The organism is Pseudomaricurvus alkylphenolicus, from assembly GCF_011683955.1.
GTDB classification, from domain to species: domain Bacteria; phylum Pseudomonadota; class Gammaproteobacteria; order Pseudomonadales; family Cellvibrionaceae; genus Pseudomaricurvus; species Pseudomaricurvus alkylphenolicus.
Genome location: NZ_JAAQPI010000024.1, coordinates 1 through 19,656 on the forward strand (window position 1 = coordinate 1; position 19,656 = coordinate 19,656).

General features: G+C 56.2%; 18 protein-coding genes. 8 read left to right on the forward strand and 10 right to left on the reverse strand.

Features of this window, described 5'->3' with window-relative positions:
* Window positions 1-439: 439 nt before the first annotated feature.
* The 6 genes from imuA (at window position 440) to HBA55_RS33310 (ending at window position 9,456) form a co-directional block, all read left to right on the forward strand.
* Complete coding sequence (gene imuA / locus HBA55_RS33285; protein ID WP_167000063.1) at window positions 440-1,222, forward strand: translesion DNA synthesis-associated protein ImuA; 783 nt, start codon at window positions 440-442, stop codon at window positions 1,220-1,222.
* Window positions 1,223-1,233: 11 nt separating this feature from the next.
* Entirely contained in the window at window positions 1,234-2,829 is a 1,596-nt protein-coding gene (locus HBA55_RS33290) for a Y-family DNA polymerase (RefSeq protein ID WP_167000064.1), read from the forward strand.
* Window positions 2,830-2,850: 21 nt separating this feature from the next.
* Window positions 2,851-5,958 carry an error-prone DNA polymerase gene (locus HBA55_RS33295; RefSeq protein WP_167000065.1) on the forward strand — a complete coding sequence of 1,036 codons (3,108 nt, stop codon included), beginning with the start codon at window positions 2,851-2,853 and terminating at the stop codon, window positions 5,956-5,958.
* An 80-nt stretch (window positions 5,959-6,038) separates the two neighbouring features.
* Window positions 6,039-6,752 carry a response regulator transcription factor gene (locus tag HBA55_RS33300; protein WP_167000066.1) on the forward strand — a complete coding sequence of 238 codons (714 nt, stop codon included), beginning with the start codon at window positions 6,039-6,041 and terminating at the stop codon, window positions 6,750-6,752.
* Between the two features lie 20 nt (window positions 6,753-6,772).
* On the forward strand, window positions 6,773-8,230 hold the full coding sequence (locus tag HBA55_RS33305; protein ID WP_167000067.1) for a sensor histidine kinase: 1,458 nt from the start codon (window positions 6,773-6,775) through the stop codon (window positions 8,228-8,230).
* A 158-nt stretch (window positions 8,231-8,388) separates the two neighbouring features.
* Window positions 8,389-9,456 carry a hypothetical protein gene (locus HBA55_RS33310; RefSeq protein ID WP_167000068.1) on the forward strand — a complete coding sequence of 356 codons (1,068 nt, stop codon included), beginning with the start codon at window positions 8,389-8,391 and terminating at the stop codon, window positions 9,454-9,456.
* On the opposite strand, the gene HBA55_RS33315 is transcribed toward HBA55_RS33310, so the two are convergent.
* The 10 genes from HBA55_RS33315 to ccmA form a co-directional block, all read right to left on the reverse strand.
* Complete coding sequence (locus tag HBA55_RS33315) at window positions 9,453-10,361, reverse strand: haloalkane dehalogenase (RefSeq protein WP_167000069.1); 909 nt, start codon at window positions 10,359-10,361, stop codon at window positions 9,453-9,455. The genes HBA55_RS33310 and HBA55_RS33315 overlap by 4 nt on opposite strands.
* A 120-nt stretch (window positions 10,362-10,481) precedes the next feature.
* Entirely contained in the window at window positions 10,482-11,090 is a 609-nt protein-coding gene (locus HBA55_RS33320) for a TetR/AcrR family transcriptional regulator (protein WP_167000070.1), read from the reverse strand.
* A gap of 76 nt (window positions 11,091-11,166) precedes the next feature.
* The gene (locus HBA55_RS33325) at window positions 11,167-11,388 is read right to left on the reverse strand and encodes a cysteine-rich CWC family protein (protein WP_167000071.1); all 222 of its coding nucleotides are present in this window, start codon (window positions 11,386-11,388) and stop codon (window positions 11,167-11,169) included.
* A complete protein-coding gene (locus HBA55_RS33330; protein ID WP_167000072.1) occupies window positions 11,388-11,918 on the reverse strand; it encodes a DsbE family thiol:disulfide interchange protein in 531 nt (176 codons plus the stop codon). The genes HBA55_RS33325 and HBA55_RS33330 overlap by 1 nt, the downstream gene beginning before the upstream one ends.
* A 31-nt stretch (window positions 11,919-11,949) precedes the next feature.
* The gene (locus HBA55_RS33335; RefSeq protein ID WP_167000073.1) at window positions 11,950-13,923 is read right to left on the reverse strand and encodes a heme lyase CcmF/NrfE family subunit; all 1,974 of its coding nucleotides are present in this window, start codon (window positions 13,921-13,923) and stop codon (window positions 11,950-11,952) included.
* A complete protein-coding gene (gene ccmE / locus HBA55_RS33340) occupies window positions 13,913-14,377 on the reverse strand; it encodes a cytochrome c maturation protein CcmE (RefSeq protein ID WP_167000074.1) in 465 nt (154 codons plus the stop codon). The genes HBA55_RS33335 and ccmE overlap by 11 nt, the downstream gene beginning before the upstream one ends.
* 14 nt (window positions 14,378-14,391) lie before the next feature.
* Window positions 14,392-14,613: a heme exporter protein CcmD gene (gene ccmD / locus HBA55_RS33345; RefSeq protein WP_240946429.1), complete on the reverse strand. Its 222-nt coding sequence runs from the start codon at window positions 14,611-14,613 to the stop codon at window positions 14,392-14,394.
* Window positions 14,613-15,371, reverse strand: coding sequence for a heme ABC transporter permease CcmC (locus HBA55_RS33350; RefSeq protein WP_167000075.1), 759 nt, complete (start codon window positions 15,369-15,371; stop codon window positions 14,613-14,615). The genes ccmD and HBA55_RS33350 overlap by 1 nt, the downstream gene beginning before the upstream one ends.
* A gap of 18 nt (window positions 15,372-15,389) precedes the next feature.
* Window positions 15,390-16,046 (reverse strand): heme exporter protein CcmB, encoded by a 657-nt coding sequence (gene ccmB, locus HBA55_RS33355; RefSeq protein WP_420821519.1) that lies wholly within the window; start codon window positions 16,044-16,046, stop codon window positions 15,390-15,392.
* Between the two features lie 71 nt (window positions 16,047-16,117).
* Window positions 16,118-16,789 (reverse strand): cytochrome c biogenesis heme-transporting ATPase CcmA, encoded by a 672-nt coding sequence (gene ccmA / locus HBA55_RS33360; RefSeq protein ID WP_167000076.1) that lies wholly within the window; start codon window positions 16,787-16,789, stop codon window positions 16,118-16,120.
* A gap of 189 nt (window positions 16,790-16,978) precedes the next feature.
* Here ccmA and fliK point away from each other — a divergent pair, with 189 nt between their 5' ends.
* Both fliK and HBA55_RS33370 read left to right on the forward strand, forming a co-directional pair.
* On the forward strand, window positions 16,979-19,309 hold the full coding sequence (gene fliK, locus HBA55_RS33365) for a flagellar hook-length control protein FliK (RefSeq protein ID WP_167000077.1): 2,331 nt from the start codon (window positions 16,979-16,981) through the stop codon (window positions 19,307-19,309).
* A complete protein-coding gene (locus HBA55_RS33370) occupies window positions 19,306-19,623 on the forward strand; it encodes an EscU/YscU/HrcU family type III secretion system export apparatus switch protein (RefSeq protein ID WP_167000078.1) in 318 nt (105 codons plus the stop codon). The genes fliK and HBA55_RS33370 overlap by 4 nt, the downstream gene beginning before the upstream one ends.
* The last annotated feature ends 33 nt before the right edge of the window (window positions 19,624-19,656 follow it).

Consider the following 19,656-nt stretch of genomic DNA (forward strand, 5'->3'; position numbering starts at 1 on the left):
GTTCAGGGCACCATGGGCGTTCGATAATGTCCGCAACGGCCGCACGACGTAGGGTGGATTAGAAGCGCTTTGCGCTTCGTAATCCACCGATCCGCCGAAGGTTTAAATTGGCGGCGGCCGTGTACAAATCACCTGTTGCAGGCACATTCAAGGGTGTTAAAAACCGGGCCGAAGCCAACGAACATCTCCGGCAGAACCGGCGGATTACGGCGCAAGCGCCTAATCCGCCCTACGCATAAACAACGCCGTCAGAGTACCAATCCTGCGAATTTCTAAGACCGGTTATGGCACTTTGCTGCCTATTCGATCAGGCCCAACGTTTGTGGCGCTCAACTTGAAACTCTTACCCTCCAACCGCCACTTGAGGCACCCAGCCTGCAGCCTCAAAAACCCAAACCTTCGGTTGATAACTGTATAAATATACAGTATAAATAAAGGTATGAAAACCAAACTTGACCAACTGCTGCAGCTGCCCAATACCTGGCAGGCCTCTCAGGGCCCTCGCCAGCGCCAGGGTGTGCCTACCGGTTATGCCGAGCTCGACCAGGCCCTGCACCTCGGCGGCTGGCCTCCCGGAGCTACTACCGAACTACTGTTAGAACGCCCCGGCATGGGAGAACTGCGCCTGCTGCTGCCAGGGCTGCTGGCACAACAACAGCGGGCCCCATGGCTGGCCCTGATTGATCCCCCCTGGCTGCCCTACGCCCCGGCCTGGCAACAGGCCGGTATCGATCTGCAACGGCTACTGATCCTGCAACCCCGCAACCACAAAGAACTGCTGTGGAGTGCCGACCAATGCCTGCGCTCCAGTGGCTGCAGCGCTGTACTCACCTGGTGCCACCGTCAAGCCCTTCTCGACCGGGATCTGCGGCGCCTGCAGCAGGCCGCCACCGCCGGCAACTCGCTGCATTGGCTGATGCGACACCACAAGGAACTACAACAGGCCTCCCCTTCCGCCCTGCGCCTCGGCCTGCTACCGGCTCCTGAGGGGCAACTGCAACTGAACATTATCAAACAACGGGGCGGCTGGAGCGGCCAGAATCTGCAACTGGCACTATGGGGGCAACCACAACCCCTGCCCGTTGACTATGATGTTCAGCGCCGCGCCGAACAACTGCCCAGCCACCTCGGCGCCCTGCCACAAATATCCAGCGATGGGGCTTGGCGTCACGCCCCTTTATCGGCCCGCGTCACCGCCCTTCGGGGTAGCGTCCAGGGTTGATGGAGTCAGGCATGCAAGCGGACATGAACGCGGGTATAAAAGCGCTGTGGTTAAGCCTGCGTCTGCCCCAGTTACCCCTGGATATCGTGCAACGGGGCTGCGATGAAGAGGTGGGGCTGGTTATCGCACACCAGCAACGGGTACTGTTTGCGTCTGTCTGTGCCCGCGCCGCCGGTATCAGTGCCGGTATGACCCTGAGCACCGCCATGGCCCTGCTGGAACCATTGCACATCACTGAATTCGATGCTTTGCGCAGCCAGCGCAGCCTCCACCAACTGGCCCAGTGGTGCTACCAGTTCACCCCCCATGTCAGCGTGCGGGAAGTCAGTCTTCAGGAAAAAAAGCACCAGCCAGCCGCCGGTCTGCTACTGGAGATCGGCGGTTGCCTGCAGCTGTTTCACGGTCTGGATAAACTGTTGCACCGAATCAACGAGGGCTTGCGCCATCAACAACTGCAAGTGGTCAGCAGCCTTGGCCATACGCCCATGAGCGCCTGGCTGCTGGGATCGCAGGGGGAACAAAATCCCCTGGACCTGCGCGGACAACTCAAGGCCGGGCTCGATCTCACCACCCTGACCCCGGATTGGTTTATCCAGCGCTTGCATCCCCTGCCCCTGCATTACCTGAGCAGCGCTGATGACAAGTTGCAACAGCAGCTGCACAGTATCGGCCTGGGCAACCTGGGGGATCTGTTCGCCTTACCCCGAGCCAGCCTCAACCGCCGCTACGGACAGGAACTGGGCTCGCAACTGGACAAACTGCTGGGGCTGGCACCGGACCCACAGACCTTTATCGAACCCACCCAGGTATTTTTTATCGAACGCCACTTTCTCAGCGGCCTCAGCAGTGTGGATATGCTGCTCAAACCCGCCGAGGAAATGCTTCGGGAACTACGACAATTTTTGCTGCACCGACAATTACAATGCCGAGGTTTCGAATGGCGGTTTTACCATTTTGACAAACAGCGTTCACAGGTCACCATCGAACTGTCCAACGCTCAAAGCCAGAGCGACAATTTTTTGGAGCTGACACGACTGCGTTTGCATCAACACCGCATCGACGCCCCCATCGAAACCATCGCCCTGCACAGCGACGCCCTGCAAGCCAGTGAAGCTCGCAGCCAGCCCCTGTTCCACGAACTGGGGTTCGAATCCGATCAACAGGTACAGTCCGAACTGCTCGACAAACTGCGGGCCAAACTGGGCAAAGAACGCATCAACCAAATCAGCGCCGTGGATGATCATCTGCCTGAGTGCCGACAGCGGGTTGAAGTTGTTAAGTGCCTACAGCGGTCTGAAAAAACAAGTCTACAGCGGTCTGAAAAAACAAGCCTACAGCGGCTTGAATCTCGTAAGGAAACCCCGAGCGAAGACCCCCTGTGGCTACTGCCCCAACCCCAGCCTCTGCGCCAACGGGGCCAGGCGCTGCTATTACCGGAGAGCAGTGGCGAACTGGAAATCATCAGTGCCGCCCGTCGCATTGACAGCCACTGGTGGCAACAGCGCCAACGGCGGCGCTACTTTATCGCCCGCGACCCTCAAGGCCTGCACTGGATTTACTTTGACGGCCGTCGCCAGCAATGGTTTTTGCACGGGCACTTCGGCTAAAAGCCGGTTCTGTAGGTTGTTATGTTTGCCGAACTGCACTGTGTTACCCACTTTACTTTTTTACGCGGCGCCTCCCGCCCCGAGGAGCTGGTACAGCGCGCCCGTGAACTGGACTACGAAGCCATCGCCATTACCGATGAATGTTCACTGGCGGGTATCGTCAAGGCCCATGTCGCCGCTAAAAAAGAAAGTATTAAACTGATCGTCGGCAGCGAGTTTTTTGCCGATGATGAACATGCGGAAAAAAACCTTCAGCTGGTGTTACTGGCAAGTAACCGCAGCGGCTACAGCGAAATCTCTCTGTTAATCAGCAAAGCCCGCCGACGCAGCCCCAAAGGTCAATACCAGCTTAGCCTGAGCGAACTGCAGTTTGGTACCCGCCACTGTCTGGCCATCTGGTTGCCCGGCGGCGACTCCAAAGACCGGCAACATGGCGCAACCCTCAAGCGTTTTTTTAAACAACGCCTGTGGCTCGGTGTCACTCTGCTACAGGAAACCGACGACCGCCGCCACTACCAATACTGCCATCAACTGGCCCGCGAGCTGGACATCTCCATGCTGGCCTGCAATAACGTGCATATGCACAACCGTGAACGCCAACCTTTGCAGGACACCCTGACCGCCATTCGCCATAACACCAGCATTAAACAATTGGGCAGACGCCGTTACAGCAACAGCGAACGTCACCTGCGGCCACTGTCACAACTGCGCGATATCTACCCGGAAGCCCTGCTCAACGAAACCCTGCAGCTTGCAGACCTGTGTCAGTTCAGCCTCGATGAACTCCGCCACGACTACCCCGAGGAGCTGGTGCCCAAGGGTATTTCCGCCTCTGACCATTTACGCGAACTGAGCCAAAGGGGTGCTGCCCAGCGTTGGCCCGGGGGCATTCCGCCACAGGTACAACAACAACTGGACTACGAACTGCGGGTAATTGCTGAACTGCGTTATGAACACTATTTTTTGACGGTGGAAGACATTGTTCGTTTCGCCCGCCAACAGGACATTCTCTGCCAGGGTCGCGGCTCCGCCGCCAACTCCGTCGTTTGTTACAGCCTGTTTATCACCGAGGTGGATCCCTCCCAGAGTTCCTTGCTGTTCGAACGTTTTATTTCCAAAGAACGTAACGAACCGCCCGATATCGATGTGGATTTCGAACACGAGCGGCGCGAAGAAGTGATTCAGTACATCTACCGCAAATACACCCGCAAGCGCGCTGCCCTTACCGCCACCATCATTACCTACCGCATGCGCAGTGCCATTCGCGATGTGGGCAAAGCCATGGGTTTCGACAATATTTTGATCGAACGCCTGGCCAAAGACCTCACCTGGTGGGAAAAAAGCGACCAGCTGCAAACCCGCCTGGAAGCCGGTGGTCTGCAACTGGACGCCCAGGTAGCTCGGCAATTTATGAGCCTTGTTAAACAGATTCTCGGTTTTCCCCGCCATTTGTCTCAGCATGTTGGCGGCTTTCTGATTACCCAAACCCCCATCAGTAATCTGGTACCCGTGGAAAATGCTGCCATGGAAGAGCGCACCATTATTCAATGGGACAAAGAAGACATCGAAAACCTGCAACTGCTCAAAGTGGACGTACTGGCCCTGGGCATGCTCACCGCCATTCGCAAAGCCCTGGCCATGATCAACAGCTACAGTCCCGTGCCTATGAGCCTCGCCGACATTCCCAAAGAAGACCCCCGCACCTATGCCATGCTCTGCCGCGGTGACAGCGTCGGCGTGTTTCAGGTGGAATCCCGGGCCCAGATGGCCATGCTGCCCAGGCTTCGCCCCCAGTGTTATTACGACCTGGTGATCGAAGTCGCCATTGTGCGCCCGGGCCCTATCCAGGGTGATATGGTGCACCCCTACCTCAAGCGCCGTAACGGCGAAGAAGATATAACCTATCCCAACCCCGAAATCGAAGCGGTGTTGAAACGCACCTTGGGTGTGCCCATCTTTCAGGAACAGGTGATCAAACTGGCCATGGTGGCTGCCGGCTTCAGCGGCGGTGAGGCCGACCAACTGCGCCGCGCCATGGCCAGCTGGGGGCGTAACGGTAACCTCTACACGTTTAAACAGCGCCTTACCGACGGCATGCTGGCCCGCGGTCACAGCCTCGACTTTGCCGAGCGACTGTTCCGCCAGATGCAGGGCTTTGGTGAATACGGTTTCCCGGAATCCCACGCCGCCAGCTTTGCCCTGCTGGTCTATACCTCCGCCTGGCTCAAATGCCACTACCCGGCAGCCTTCTACGCCGGCTTGCTTAACAGTCTGCCCATGGGATTCTACTCTGCCTCACAACTGATCCAGGACGCGCGCCGGCACCGGGTCGGTATACTGCCCATCGACGTCTTCCACAGCCACTGGGACCACCGCCTGGAATTCCCACCGCTCAATCCCGAAGAAACCATCACCGCCGAGCCCCTGCCACAACTGCGTCTGGGCATGCGCCTGATCAAAGGCTTTAATGAAACCGCGGCCCAACGGGTCGTACTCGCCAACGAAATACGTCCCTTTGTCGACCTCGCTGACCTCGCCCGACGCGCCGGCCTCGACCGACGGGAAATGGAATGTCTGGCCAGCGCCAATGCCCTCGGTCCACTGAGCCAACACCGACGCGATGCCCATTGGCAAGTGCAGGCACTGGAAGCCGACACCCCCCTGTTTGATCACCGGCCCCACCCCGAAGGCGTGGGCATCAATGCCCCCTCCGCCCTCGATACTACCCTGGAGGACTATCGCCACACGGGCCTGAGTATTAATCAACACCCTATGAGCCTGCTGCGCCACCAGGAACCTTTTAACCGCTGCCTGCGTGCCAGCGACCTGTTCGGACTGCGCAGCGGCCGCTTTGTGCGTCTGGCCGGCGTCGTTACCGGCCGCCAGCGTCCGGGCACCGCCAGCGGCGTGCTGTTTATGACCCTGGAAGACGAAACCGGCAATATCAATGTGGTGGTCTGGAAACATTTGCAACAACGTTGCCGCCAGGCCGTACTGAAGAGTCGCATTGCCCTGATCAAGGGAGTGCTGGAAACCAAAGACAATGTGATGCATGTGGTGGCCGGAGATATTGAGGATATGAGCGCGCGGATGCCGGGGTTTGGGGTTAAATCGCGGGATTTTCACTAGTACTCCTTATAAAGAGTACTTTTGTGAGAATTCTGTGATTTTTGTTGTCTACACTAGGACCAACAATCCGGGTGGCACCTATGGAAAACAAAAAAATCCTGATCGTCGAAGACCAAGCCGACTTGGCCGGCTTGCTAAGCCTGCACTTCCAGGACCTGGGAGCCGACACTACCTGCGCCGCCGATGGTCACGAGGGTCTGCGCCAGGCCTGTGCCCGCCAATGGGACCTGATCCTGCTCGACATCCAGCTGCCCGGCCCCAGCGGACTCGAAATCCTCCGTAAAGTCCGCCAAAACGAAAACTACGTCCCCATCCTCCTGCTTACCTCCCGCTCCACCGAGCTCGACCGGGTACTGGGGCTCGACATCGGTGCCGACGATTACCTCACCAAACCCTTCAGCGTCATGGAGTTGATCGCACGGGTCAAAGCCATCTTCCGCCGTGTTGACGCCCTCAACCAGACCCAGCCGGCACCCAATGGCGACATCCTCTCCTTCGGTGAACTGCAGATCGACGAACAATCCAGAGAAGCCCAGCTGAACGGCAAAATTCTCGATCTTACCGCCAAAGAGTTCAATCTGCTGCTGCATTTTTGCCGCAAACCGGGGAGGGTATTCCAGCGCTCCGAGCTGCTCGACAGCGTCTGGGGTTATGGCCACGACGGCTACGAACATACCGTTAATTCCCACATCAACCGCCTGAGATCAAAAATGGAAGTTGATCCCAAAAACCCACAGTACATCGTCACCGTTTGGGGCGTCGGCTACAAACTCGACGCCACCAACCTGCACTAGGCCAAACCACGGAAGCCGCCATGCTCAGCACGCTCAAAAACCGCCTCACTCTGGCCTTGCTGGTGATTCTGTTTATCGTCGGAGGTGCCTCGCTGTGGGTGGGCCAGGTGGGCATGCGACTTTACTACGAGGAGCTGACACAAAAACTCAACCAAAGCATCGCCATGTACGTAACAGCGGAGCACAAACTGCTGGAGAAGAAACTCGGCAGCCGCGCCACCATCGAGCAGCTGGCCCACCAGGCCATGGTGATCAATCCGGTGGTTGAAGTTTATCTACTGGCACCTGACGGACGTATTCTCTCCCATGCCCTGGAACAAGGTGCCGTTAAACGCACGCACGTGGATTTGGATCCCGTACATCAGTTTCTTTCGGGTAAGGCAAGCTTTCCCCTGCGCGGCAATGATCCCCGCCATCTGGATCGTGACAAAATTTTTTCTGTGTCAACCATTGGCACCCCGGAGGATCTGCAAGGCTACCTGTACGTGATTCTGGGCGGCAAACTCTATGACGACACCCAAAGCAATCTGGAGTGGAGCTATATCCGCCAGCAGACCTCTTGGGCGATTGCGCTGATTGTTGCGGCCAGCGTGCTGATCGGCGTGCTTTTGTTCCAGCAGCTGACTCGCCCCTTATCGAAGCTAACAGCAAAAATCAATGATTTTGCCAACAATGAACTGGATGTTCCCCCGGACAATAACGATATTGAACGCTTACATCAGTTGTTCGATGCCATGGCTGACAAAATCAGCGAACAATTTGATCAACTGCGCGAATCTGATCGCTTGCGACGGGAACTGATCTCAAATGTCTCACACGATCTGCGTACACCGTTAGCCACAATCCAGGGTTATCTGGAGACACTGTTGATTAAGAACGATACCCTTGAAGAACAACAGAGAGCTGAATATCTTCGAACCGCTGAACGCAGTTGCATGCGTCTGGCTCGCCTGATTGCGGATTTGTTTGAATTATCGAAACTGGAATCCGGCAGCACACAGCCCGAGTTTGAGCAGTTCTCCATTGCGGAGTTGATGCACGACACCGCACAGGAATTTTCTTTGGAATTGAAGCAGAAACAGCTCGACCTGAAATTGCAGATCCCCCAGCACAATACTCAAGTCTATGCCGATATTGGACTGATCCAACGGGTTTTTGAAAACCTGATTCGCAATGCCATTGCACACACTCCGGAGAGTGGCACCATTGAGATGAACTTTGAGGAAACACCGCAACGGGTGCAGGTCACCGTTGCCGACAGCGGCACCGGTATTACCGACCGGGATATCCCCCATATTTTCGATCGTTTTTATCAATCCTCCGAGCAACCCCAGCGCCAGAGCGGTTCCAGTGGACTGGGGCTGGCGATCGTCAAACGGATTTTGGATTTACACGGCTGTCGCATTGAGGTCAGCAGCCTGGTGAATCAGGGTACCCGTTTTGAATTCGATTTGCCGCTGCAAAAGCAGGCGAGTTAGACAGCCGCTCTGTCTTCAAAACAGACCATTCACCATACATTGTTTTGCATCAGCTGTTTTTCATAAGGGCGATTGCTGAACTCTTGGTGACGTTTTTGTAACTGTCCGCCAATCCGCTATTTGCTACAATACAGCGATCACATTATTGGTCTCCGTCTATGCCCCAAGCCGTTATTATTTCCGCCGCCAAGACCGTCGACCAGACCGGTTGCCTGCAGCACTGCCTGGATCTGGAAGCCCGGATTCAACACGATGGCCATGACATTGACTATCTGACCATCGAGCCCCTCAGCGGCGACTGGCACAGTCCAGAAGCCGAAGGCCACTTTCGCAGCGGTTGTGCGCCAATCGAAGCCTTGGCCAGGGCCCGGGAACTGATTCACGGCGGCAGTAGCGCTGTATTGATTCACGGCGAGGACAATATCAAAAGTGATTACCCTCGCCATGAGCGCTCGCAACGCATGGCGATCTACGGTGAGGACTATCCCTTGACCGAGGCCTATGACGATCTGGCGCGACGCTTTATTGTGCAGCACAGTATTGATGAAGCACAATTTCGGTCACTGGCCGCGCAACTGTTTGAAAATCACAAGCTCAGTTACCGCAATGTACTTAATGATGATTTCTGCCCGACACTGCTGCCCGGCGAAAAATGGTACCAACCGGTTACCTCCCTGTTTCGAGGCGTGGACTGCGCTAATCCGGTAGTGGATTTTTCCGGTCGGCTACTGATCGTCGAGGCTTCACTGGCGGACACGCTGGGAGTTGAGCCACAAGAACGCATCGAAATCAGAGGGGTGGGTATTAATCGTCTGGAAGGTGACGGTCGTGATTATTTACATCAAATCGCCGACTACGACCATTTGCGGCTCGCCTATCTGGATTGCTGTAAGCAGGCCGGCATCGAATTCGCCGATGAATTTCGCCAGGGCAAAGGCTTGCTGGAAGCCTACACCTGCTACCCGGTAGTGCCCATGGCATTTTTGCTCGCCAGCGGCCTGGTGGATGTATTGGAACAGATCCCGGAATTTCTGCAACGCCATAGCATTACTGTCACCGGCGGTATGAATCTGGCCAGGGCGCCCTGGAACAATCCCGCCCTCAACGCCCTGATCACGATGCACCATCGCCTCCTCGATGGCGAGGAGACCTACGGCATGATTCACGGCAATGGCGGGCTGGGGTATCGTCAGGGAGTTGCTCTGCTGGCCAAAACGAAGGTCTAGGCGTTGGCGGAGATAAATTCAACCACAACCTTGGCCAACGCCTCACCCTGATCTTCCTGCAGGAAATGGCCGCCATTGACAATGGTGGTGTGGTTCTGTCCTTCGCAGCCGGGAATCATTTTCTGCATTATCTTGTCGCCACCGGCAGTAATCGGATCAGAATCACTAAAGGCTGTCAGGAATGGCTTGCTCCACTGGGAGAGTACTTTCCAGGCAGCACGATTGGCTTCACTGGCTGGATTGTCCGGAGACACAGGCACCAGCAGCGGAAACTGGCGGGCGCCTTCTTTATAAGACTCATCCGGATAGGGAGCATCGTAAGCTGCAATCACATCTGGTTTGAGCTCTGTAGTGGTTGCTCCATCGATAATACCACCGGTGGGAAACTCGGGGACCTCTTGGGAAAACTTTTGCCAATTCTTAAAGGCCTCACCCGGATCCTGGTCTCCGGTAGGAAGCATGGTATTGGCTGCTACCACTCTTGCAAAAGAGTCGGGGTTGTCCGCGACCAGCCGCAACCCAATCAGTCCACCCCAGTCCTGACACACCAGTGTCACGTCTTGCAGTTGCAGTTGATCGAGAACCGACTGCATCCAATCAACATGACGCTGGTAGGTGTAGTCGTTACGGTCAGCCGGTTTGTCTGAACGACCAAAACCAACAAGATCGGGCGCAATCACACGATGCCCGGCTGCCACCAGAACCGGAATCATTTTACGGTACAGATAACTCCACGAAGGTTCGCCATGCATCAGCAGCACCGGTGCTGCATCACGTGGCCCCTCATCCAGATAGTGGACTCTCAATTCACCGCCTTCAGTGTCGCTTACTTGAACGTAATTAGGCGCAAAGGGATATCCGGGAAGGTTGTCAAAGCGCTCTTCTGGGGTTCTCAATGCTTTCATCGTTTTCTTCTCTCTGTCTGTGGTTTCTATCGAATTTCCTTTTAGTTTTGAAGCGATTACTCCAAAACCAATTCTAAAAAACGGCCGCCATTCATCTGACAAGCCGTTTTAAATCACTATTCAGTGAAGCAGGCTACGAACGTTGTCCATCGCCACATTCAGCCAGCGATTGTTTTCCGAGACCCTGGCCTGCACCAGCATGCCGTTTAGCAACAATCCTAGATGCTGCGCACGGGCCTTGGTGTCCACAGAAGCATCCAACAGACCCAGTTGTTGCGCCCTCGTCAATGCCTCTGAAAGGGATCGCTCTACCAGTCTCATACCGGAAACCACCACCTTACGAATTGCCTTGTCACGCGGCCCCAGCTCGGTGGATATATTGATCAGCAGACAACCACTGCCAATTCGGCCTTCGGGGCCTTCAAAGCAGTCATAGTAGAACGCCTCGATTCCCGCCAGGGGATCGTCCTGGCCTTTGTTCTTACCAGAGAGATAAGGTCCTTGCAGATAAAAGGCCACACGCTGTCTCACCACTCGGTCAATATAGTGTTCAACCGAGGCCGCAAAGAGTCCGTCTTTGGAGCCGAAGCCATTGTAGAGACTGCTGGGCACAAGGCCGGTACTGGCTTCCAGGTGCTTCATACTGGTGGCGGTATAGCCCCGCTCCCAGAAGCAATTCATCGCTTGCTCCAGTACACGCTCCTGGTCGAATTTACGGGGTCGAGCCAAGTTTATCGCTCACATTTTGTTTTGGAGCAATCACTATATAACTACCTGCGGGAAACCGTCAACAGCCAACATCAGATCAACAGGACTTGACTGGGGTATAACTCAAAACGCAGGCCCGGCACACACAGCGCTTGCCCCGGGATTCGGGGGGAAGGTTTTCCAACATGGCCGGATCAATGGATTCATCCATGCACCAGCAATAAAAGTCGGCATCTCCGGCTGTGGGCGCCAGATTGCCGCATTCATTGTCACCCCCGCACAGAGGGCATGAGGAGGCTTTGGCTTTGGGCTCGTTCATCAGCTTTGTTCCAGGGCCCGAACGATGGGTTCCAGGGTTTGAGCCCAGACCTCTTCGGTCACCACACCCACATGCTTGTAGCGAATCACGCCCTGTTTATCCAACACATAGGTTTCCGGTGCACCAAATACACCAAGATCGATGCCCAGACGGCCGTCGGCATCCACAACACTGAGTACGTAGGGATTCTCCAGATCCTTGAGCCATTTGACCGCGGCCGGTACATCGTCCTTGTAATTAACTCCGTAGATTTTGACTCCCTGGCGCGCCAGATCGATCAATACCGGGTGTTCCACGCGGCAGGACACGCACCAAGTGGCCCAGACATTAAGCAGTGCCACCTCGCCCTTGAGATCATCCTGAGTCACTTTACGATCCGGCTGGTGCACAGTGCCCAAACTGAACTGAGGCAAGGGTTTGTCGATCAGTGCCGAGGGCATGGCGGTGGGGTCCAGGCTCAGGCCGCGCCAGAAAAACACCGCCAGAACCAGAAAGATAATTAAAGGTATAAACAGTTTGATACGGGACATAATATTGTTGAATTCCTGATCGGTTACCGGCTCAGCCCGCTTCGGCGGCCACTGCAGCGGTATTTTCTCGGGTCACCCGCTGGCGACGGTAACGCTTGTCCAAAATAGCCAGGAAACCACCCACTGCCATAAGGATAGCGCCCAGCCATATCCAGCGAACAAACGGCTTGTAGTGCACCCGTACCGCCCAGGCACCTTCACCCACCGGTTCTCCCAGTGCCACGTAGAGGTCGCGCCAAAAGCCAGGGTTGATACCCACCTCGGTCATCAGGTTACCCCCGGACAGGTAACGGCGTTTTTCCGGTGTGAGTGTGTCGTACAGCTTGCCATTGCGGTAAACCTCAATGACGCCCTTGTCGGACACATAGTTGGGCCCACGGTACTTTTCGGCACCGCGAAAGTGATATTCGTAGCCGCCCTGCTCGATCCGCTGTCCCGGTTCCATACGCAGATCCCGGTGGTCACTGTAGATCGTATTAAGAGCAGCACCCATGATTGTGAACGCCACACCAACGTGTGCAACCAGCATGCCCTTGTAGCTCAATGGCAGTTTACCCCAGCCTTTCAGCAGACCGTGGTTGCGCACCCGATACAGAAGATCGGCCAGCATTGACAGCACCACCCAACTGCCTACGGCGGTGGCGATGGCGGCCGTGAACTGATAATCACCACCCATCAAAACAGGCATCAGTGCACCCAGCAACAGACTGGCCACGACAGCGGGAGACAGCCAGCGTTTGAGAACATTGAGGTTACCCTGCTTCCAGTTCATCAGCGCACCAACACCCATCAACAGCGCCAGTAATGCCATCAGCGGCACAAAGAAGAAGTTAAAGTACGGAGGCCCCACGGAGATCTTGCCCCAGTCCAGGGCGTCGGCAATCAGCGGGTAAAGTGTCCCGAGCAAGATCGTGCCGGTAGCAACCACCAATACCAGGTTATTGCCTAAAAGAAATGTCTCGCGGGAGAGCCAGCCAAAACTGGCCGAGGCTTTGACGGTTGGGGCCCGCAGGGCATAGAGCGTCAGCGAACCACCCACCACCAGAGCCAGGAAGGCGAGAATAAAAACACCGCGCTCGGGGTCGGCAGCAAATGCGTGCACGGATGTCAGCACCCCCGAGCGCACCAGGAAGGTTCCGAGCAAACTCAGGGAAAAGGCAAAGATGGCCAATAGCAACGTCCAACTTTTAAAGACACCACGCTTTTCGGTCACCGCCAGAGAGTGCACCAGCGCGGTTCCTACCAGCCACGGCATAAAGGAAGCGTTTTCCACCGGATCCCAGAACCACCAGCCGCCCCAGCCCAACTCGTAGTAGGCCCACCAGCTGCCCAGCGCGATACCCAGGGTCAAAAAGCCCCAGGCCACTGTTGTCCAGGGACGGGACCAGCGCGCCCAGGCACTGTCCAGGCGGCCGGACAGCAATGCGGCAATGGCGAAGGCGAATACCACCGAAAAGCCCACATAGCCCATATACAGCATGGGCGGATGAATGATCAGTCCCGGGTCCTGCAACAGAGGGTTGAGGTCACCGCCCTCCGCAGGCGGATTGGGCAGGTAGCGATCAAAAGGATTGGATGTCAGCAGCACAAAGCTGTAGAAACCCACAGAGATCATCCCCATAACGGCCAGTACCCGCGCCACCATATCCAGGGGCATGTCGCGACTGAACAGCGCCACCGCCAGGGTCCAGCCCGCCAAAATCAACACCCATAACAGTAGCGAACCCTCGTGGCCACCCCACACAGCGCTGATTTTGTACTGTATGGGCAGCAACGTATTCGACTGTTTGGACACATAAACCACCGAAAAGTCATCCACCAGGAAGGCGTAGGTCAGGCAGGCGAAAGCCACCGCCACAAACACAAACACCCCCACCGACAGACTGCGCCCCGTGGCCATCAGCAGCGTGTTGCCGGTCTGCGCACCATACAGGGGCAGCAGCGACAGGCACACCGACAACATCATCGCCAGTATCAGGGCGAAGTGACCAAACTCAGGCACCATAGCTCATGCCCTCGCAAGTGTTCTGGTGCTCGTCGGTACCCTGCATGGATTCCGCCACTTCCGGGGGCGTATAGTTTTCATCGTGCTTGGCCAGCACTTCGGTGGCCATAAACACGCCGTCGCCATTCAGGCGGCCATTGACTACCACGGCCTCGCCCTCGGCAAACAGGTCAGGCAGGATTCCGGTAAAGTGCACTTCCACATTGGCCGCACCATCGGTGATCAGAAAACTCACGTCGAGACTGTCTGAAGCGCGCTTGACCTGCCCCGGCAGCACGCAGCCACCGGCACGAATACGTTTATCCACCGGAGCTTCGCCGGAAACAATCTTGGCTGGCGGATAAAACAGATTGATGTTTTCGCGCAGGGCATACGCCATCAATCCCACGGCAACACTGGCAAATACGACAATAAAAATCACCATAATGAGGCGCTGTTTACGAACAGGGTGCATGTATTTAGCTCTCTTTAACTCTCTTGATTTTCGACAGTATTCTGACCCGCACGTTCATGGGCTGCGATACGTTGCTGGCGCTTTAACTGTTCAAACAATAGCTTGCGGCGCCTCAGTGGCGATATCACCAGATACAACAGCGCCACCAGAGTGATGCCGTAACAGGCCCAAACGTAGGGACCATGACCTGACATGGCCATCAACTCGGTCAGGCTTTCAAACTGAAACTTCATCATCACACCTTACCCCCAGCGGCTTTGGCCGCCGCCAGCTCATTCACCCAACGGGTTTTCTTCTCTCGCTCTAACACTTCCGTGCGGGTGCTGATCAACAGGACCAAGGCATAAAAACAATAAAAACCAATAACCATGGTCAACAGCGGATAGAGCATGGAGGGATGAATGGTGGACTCAGAGGTGAACTTGATGGTGGCCGGCTGATGCAGGGTGTACCACCAATCTACCGACTTGTAGATGATGGGAATATTGACGGTTCCGACCAATGCCAGAATCGCACTGGCCTTGTTAGCGGTGTCCTGATGCTGATACGCCTGCTGCAACGCAATCACTCCGAGGTACAAGAACAGCAGCACCAACATGGAAGTGATCCGCGCATCCCAGACCCACCAGGTGCCCCAGGTGGGCTTGCCCCAGATGGCGCCGGTCACCAGTGAGATAAATGTGAACACGGCACCGATAGGTGCGGCGCATTTCATCACCATATCGGCGAGTTTCATCTTCCAGATCAGGCCAATAGCACCACTGATCGCCATGATGTAGTAACCCGCCAGGGACAGAAATGCTGCCGGCACGTGAATATAGATGATGCGATAGCTGTTGCCCTGCTTCATATCCGCCGGCGCAAATGCCAGGCCCCAAATCGCCCCCACCGCCAGTAGCGCGAAGCTGACGACCGCCAGCCAGGGAATCCAGGCATCGGTTTTTTCATAAAACCAACGCGGTGATCCTAATCGATGAAACCACTGCCAACCCACAAACACTCCTAAATTTATCTAGCCGTTAATGCTGATGCGTAAAGCGCCCGCTGCCGCCAGAGGCGCGAGCACAATGGCTAATGCCAAAAACGCGCCAAGAACCGCCATAGTGCCCAAATAGGGAAAACCCTCGATCGCGCTGCGAACGCCGCTGGCGCCGAAAATCAACACCGGCACATACAGCGGCATGATAATCAGCGATAACAGCAGGCCACCTTTACGAAGCGCCACCGTTAATGCCGCGCCAATTGCCCCAATCAGACTTAGGGTTGCCGTACCAATCAACAACGACAGGATCAAGGGCCAGTAACCTGCGGAGGGCAGCGACAGCATCACACCCAATACCGGCGCCATCAACGTCAGCGGTACCCCGGTTATGAGCCAGTGCACAAATACCTTGGCCAATACCTGAAAATACAACGGCTGTGGCGACATCAGCAGCTGTTCCAGCGCACCGTCCTCAAAATCGCTGCGAAACAGGCTGTCGAGAGACAACAGGGTCGCCAGCAGTGCCACCACCCAGATCATACCCGGGGCCAGAGCTGAGAGAACGGCCGCCTCGGGACTGATGCCCAGAGGCACCATGGTAATCACCATCAGGAAGAACATCAGCGGATTGGCCAGTTCCCCCCGGTGACGCACGGCGATTAACAGATCGCGACGCAGGGTCGCCATAAATCCTGCGCCTATGCTCGGGACATTGTCGGTAACGCCTCCTGCGGACCCCATTGGAATTTCGCCCCGGGTCATGAGCCCTCCATATGGTATTGTACCGCTGCACCGGTATTGATGGGGGCAAAATCACGCAGATTTATCCGTCTCACACCCTCGCTCATCATGTCCTGGTGGGTCGTTAAAATCACACAGCCGCCGCCACTGGCATGCTCCGCCATTAACCGCTCCAGATTGGCTACTCCCTGCTTGTCGATCGCGGTAAAGGGCTCGTCCAGTACCCACACCCGCGCCGGGGTCAGGAACAGACGCGCCAAAGCCACCCGTCGCAGCTGACCGGCGGACAAGTGATAACAGGGCACATCCTCAAATCCGAACAAGCCGACCTGCTCAAGCGCCTCTTCCACACTGCAACGCTGATGCCCCTGAAACATGCCACAGAACCAACCCAGGTTTTCCCTGGGTGTCAGAGCTTTTTTTACACCGGGCAGATGGCCCACATACAACAGTTGGTTGAGGTAATCCAATCGGACTCGGTCTATCGGCTCTCCCTGCCAAAGGATATTACCGCTGTAATCCGTGGACGTGGTGGTCAGTAGCCGCAGCAGAGTTGTCTTGCCACAGCCGTTAGGCCCCTCAATCTGAACCAGATCGCCGGCGTCAATAGACAGATTGAGCGCCTCGAACAGTACTCGTTCGTCCCGCTCACAGCTAAGGTCCGTCAGTTTGATCAGGGGTTGTGTCATGCTCTTCCCATAGCCGGCAGGCAAGTTTCAGCCATTGCTGCCGCTATAATGGATAAAGGTATCGTCGGCAACGACCTTAATCAGGTGGCTGCCGGCGGGCAAATTCAAGCTAAATCAAGGCCTTAGTCATCTCGCCGATTAGCAGAAGCGGATATTACTGGCAAAAGCAACAAATTTCATTGGTATTTTATGGTGATTGATCTGCCGTCGAGCAGCCAAAGCAGCCTGAGAGGCAACCTCAACCCCACCACACAGGTGCTCAATCAACGCCAGGACGCCCTGCAAGTGGCTCTCAAGGCTCTGAATCTGAGGGCCGGAGACACCTTTACCGCACTGGTCAAAGCGGTGACCCCGGTTAATGAAGCCCTCAGGGCACGTCTTATCCAGCTGACCACGCCGGTATCGGAAAGCAGTGATTCTCAAGCCACACGTCGCAGTACGGCTTCTACTGAGCTGGCCTCCCTGCTCAAAACCGCCGGATTGAAGCTGGTACAGCTGGAGCTGTCCCGCAGTGATGCCAGGCCCGGCAGCCAAAACCCAACCCTTACTCAGCTGGTGTTTTCCGATCAGGCTCTGAAGGCCAATCAGCAGCTTAAGGTGAGTGTGGAGGCCGGGCGCCTGGTGCTTGCAGCACCGCAACCTTCTGTATCAGAAACAAGCGGTGCGGCCGACCGTGTCTCCGTACGGCAAAACGATACCGTTGCTCAACAGCAGTCTCGGTCCCAAACTGCCGGCTCAACGCCCTCCTCCCCTCCCTCGGGCAATGTATCCGTGCCTCAGACAGATCCGCGGGTCCCAATCACCCAATTGGCAAGCCTCCAGAAGTCACTGACCTCAGTACTTACCAGTGCCGAATTTCAGCCGCTGACAAATGCTCTCAAAGCCACCAGCGCACAGACAACGCCACAATCCGCCCTGGACCTGCATCAGCTATTGGGCAATCGTGGGGCCAATGCCCGCGTGTTGGCTGCTGTGGGGGTTAGTGAAAACCTGCGACAGCAACTGGCCGCTGCCATCAGTCGGGAACACGGGATGTCCCGGCAAGGAACCTCCCAATTACAGGGGCTGCTGAGTCAGCCACAACTGCAATTGGCGGTTTTGGCCGTGAAAAATCGGCCAGTGTTGCTGCCGGTAGTGCCCCCGCCGCAACAGCCCCCGCTTCAACCGGGCCAGGAGGTGGCCCTGCGAGTGGCCGATGCCAAAGTCGCCCTGAACTGGCCTGCGCCGGTGCGCGCCGGCCGCGCCAATACACAGCCCACAGGAGTTCAAACTTCACCTTCTGCGACCAATCCGCCTTCCGTAAATTCGCCTCCGGTAAACCCGACTACGACAACTCCACAAACTGCGCCAACAGCGTCATCATCGACCTCATCAGCTTTTTCCGGTCATCGAACAGCCCTGCCTGTTGAACCCGGGTCCGCATCTGCCATCGATACACGAGCGGTCGACGCCAAATCGCCAGCATCACCCACAGCGGCAAAATTAGACGCTCAGCAATTAACGACATTGCAGACTGCGCTGCGCCAGCTTCTTCCTCAACAACAACAGCTGAATGGCAGTCTCAGTCGGGTCCTGCAGGTATCACAGGAAATACTGCAAATCCTGCAGCAGCCATCCACCAGCGTTCCCCTGCCCCGCGAAGATCGTGTGGCTTTACAGAGTGTGCGCGGACAGTTGCAAACCCTGGCTTCGCATTTGCGCACTTATCAGCAACTGAGCAATCCGACGGAGTTCAGGCAGGCTCTCAAAGGCACCGGTATGCAGCTGGAACATCAGCTGGCGCAACTGGTGCGACAGGATTCCTCTTCATCCGGTGCGAAGAGATTATTGCCGCCATCTTCACAACCGTCTTTACCACAACTGGATCTGAAGGCCGCACTGCTGAACCTGCTTCATGGGCTTCCCGCGCCACAGCATCCCTTGGTACCGGGAACCCCGGTCGGTGACCTGCTGCCACTACTGAGACAGTTACTAGCCCCCAAACAAGCCCCTGGTGATCGCCCCACGTTGAAACCTGAGGCCAATCAAAATATTCCACAACAGCTGCAGCAATTGGTGAGCCTGAGCCTGAACAAATTGCTGTTGCAGCAATTGCAGGCGCTGCAGAGCCGGCAAGCCTCACCGGAGGCTACCCATAACTGGCAACTGGAGATTCCCATTCGCTACGGGGCCGAAACACAGCAGTTGCAACTGCGACTGGAAGAACAGTGGCTTCCTGACCCAAAGGAGCAATCTCAGCGGGAGGTCCGCAAGGTCAGGCAGTGGCAGGTTAAGCTTGCCTTTGACTTGCCGGATGCCGGAGCGATACACGCCCATCTCAACGTCATTGAAGACCGTGTAGGCGCCAGTTTATGGGCGGAAAAACCCTGGACTCTGGCCCAGGCGAAACAACGCCTGGAACAGCTTAAACATCGATTGGAGGAAGACGGCGTCGCCGTGACCAAGCTCGAATGCCTGCCCGGCAGACCCAGCGAAGATCAGACTCGACTTAACTATTCCCTGGTGGACATACGCACATGAGCGAATCCTTTGCAGACGGTACTGACTTTAGCGACGAACAATTGCGCAAGGCCGTCGCCTTGTTTTATGACGGCAAGCAGGCTCCTACAGTAACGGCGAAAGGACTGGGTGAAGAAGCTGAACGTATTCTTGAGGTTGCCCGCGAGCACGAGATCCCCCTGTGCGATAACGAAGCGCTGGTGGACCTGCTGGTAACCCTGGAACTTGGCGAAAGCATCCCCGAAGCACTCTATATCGCCGTCGCGCACATCATCGCCTTTGCCTATGAACTCCAGGGAAAAGTGCCCGACGGATTTCAACCAACGGCGCGGTAAATTCGGGGGCCAACCCGGTAATCTGCGGCAGAA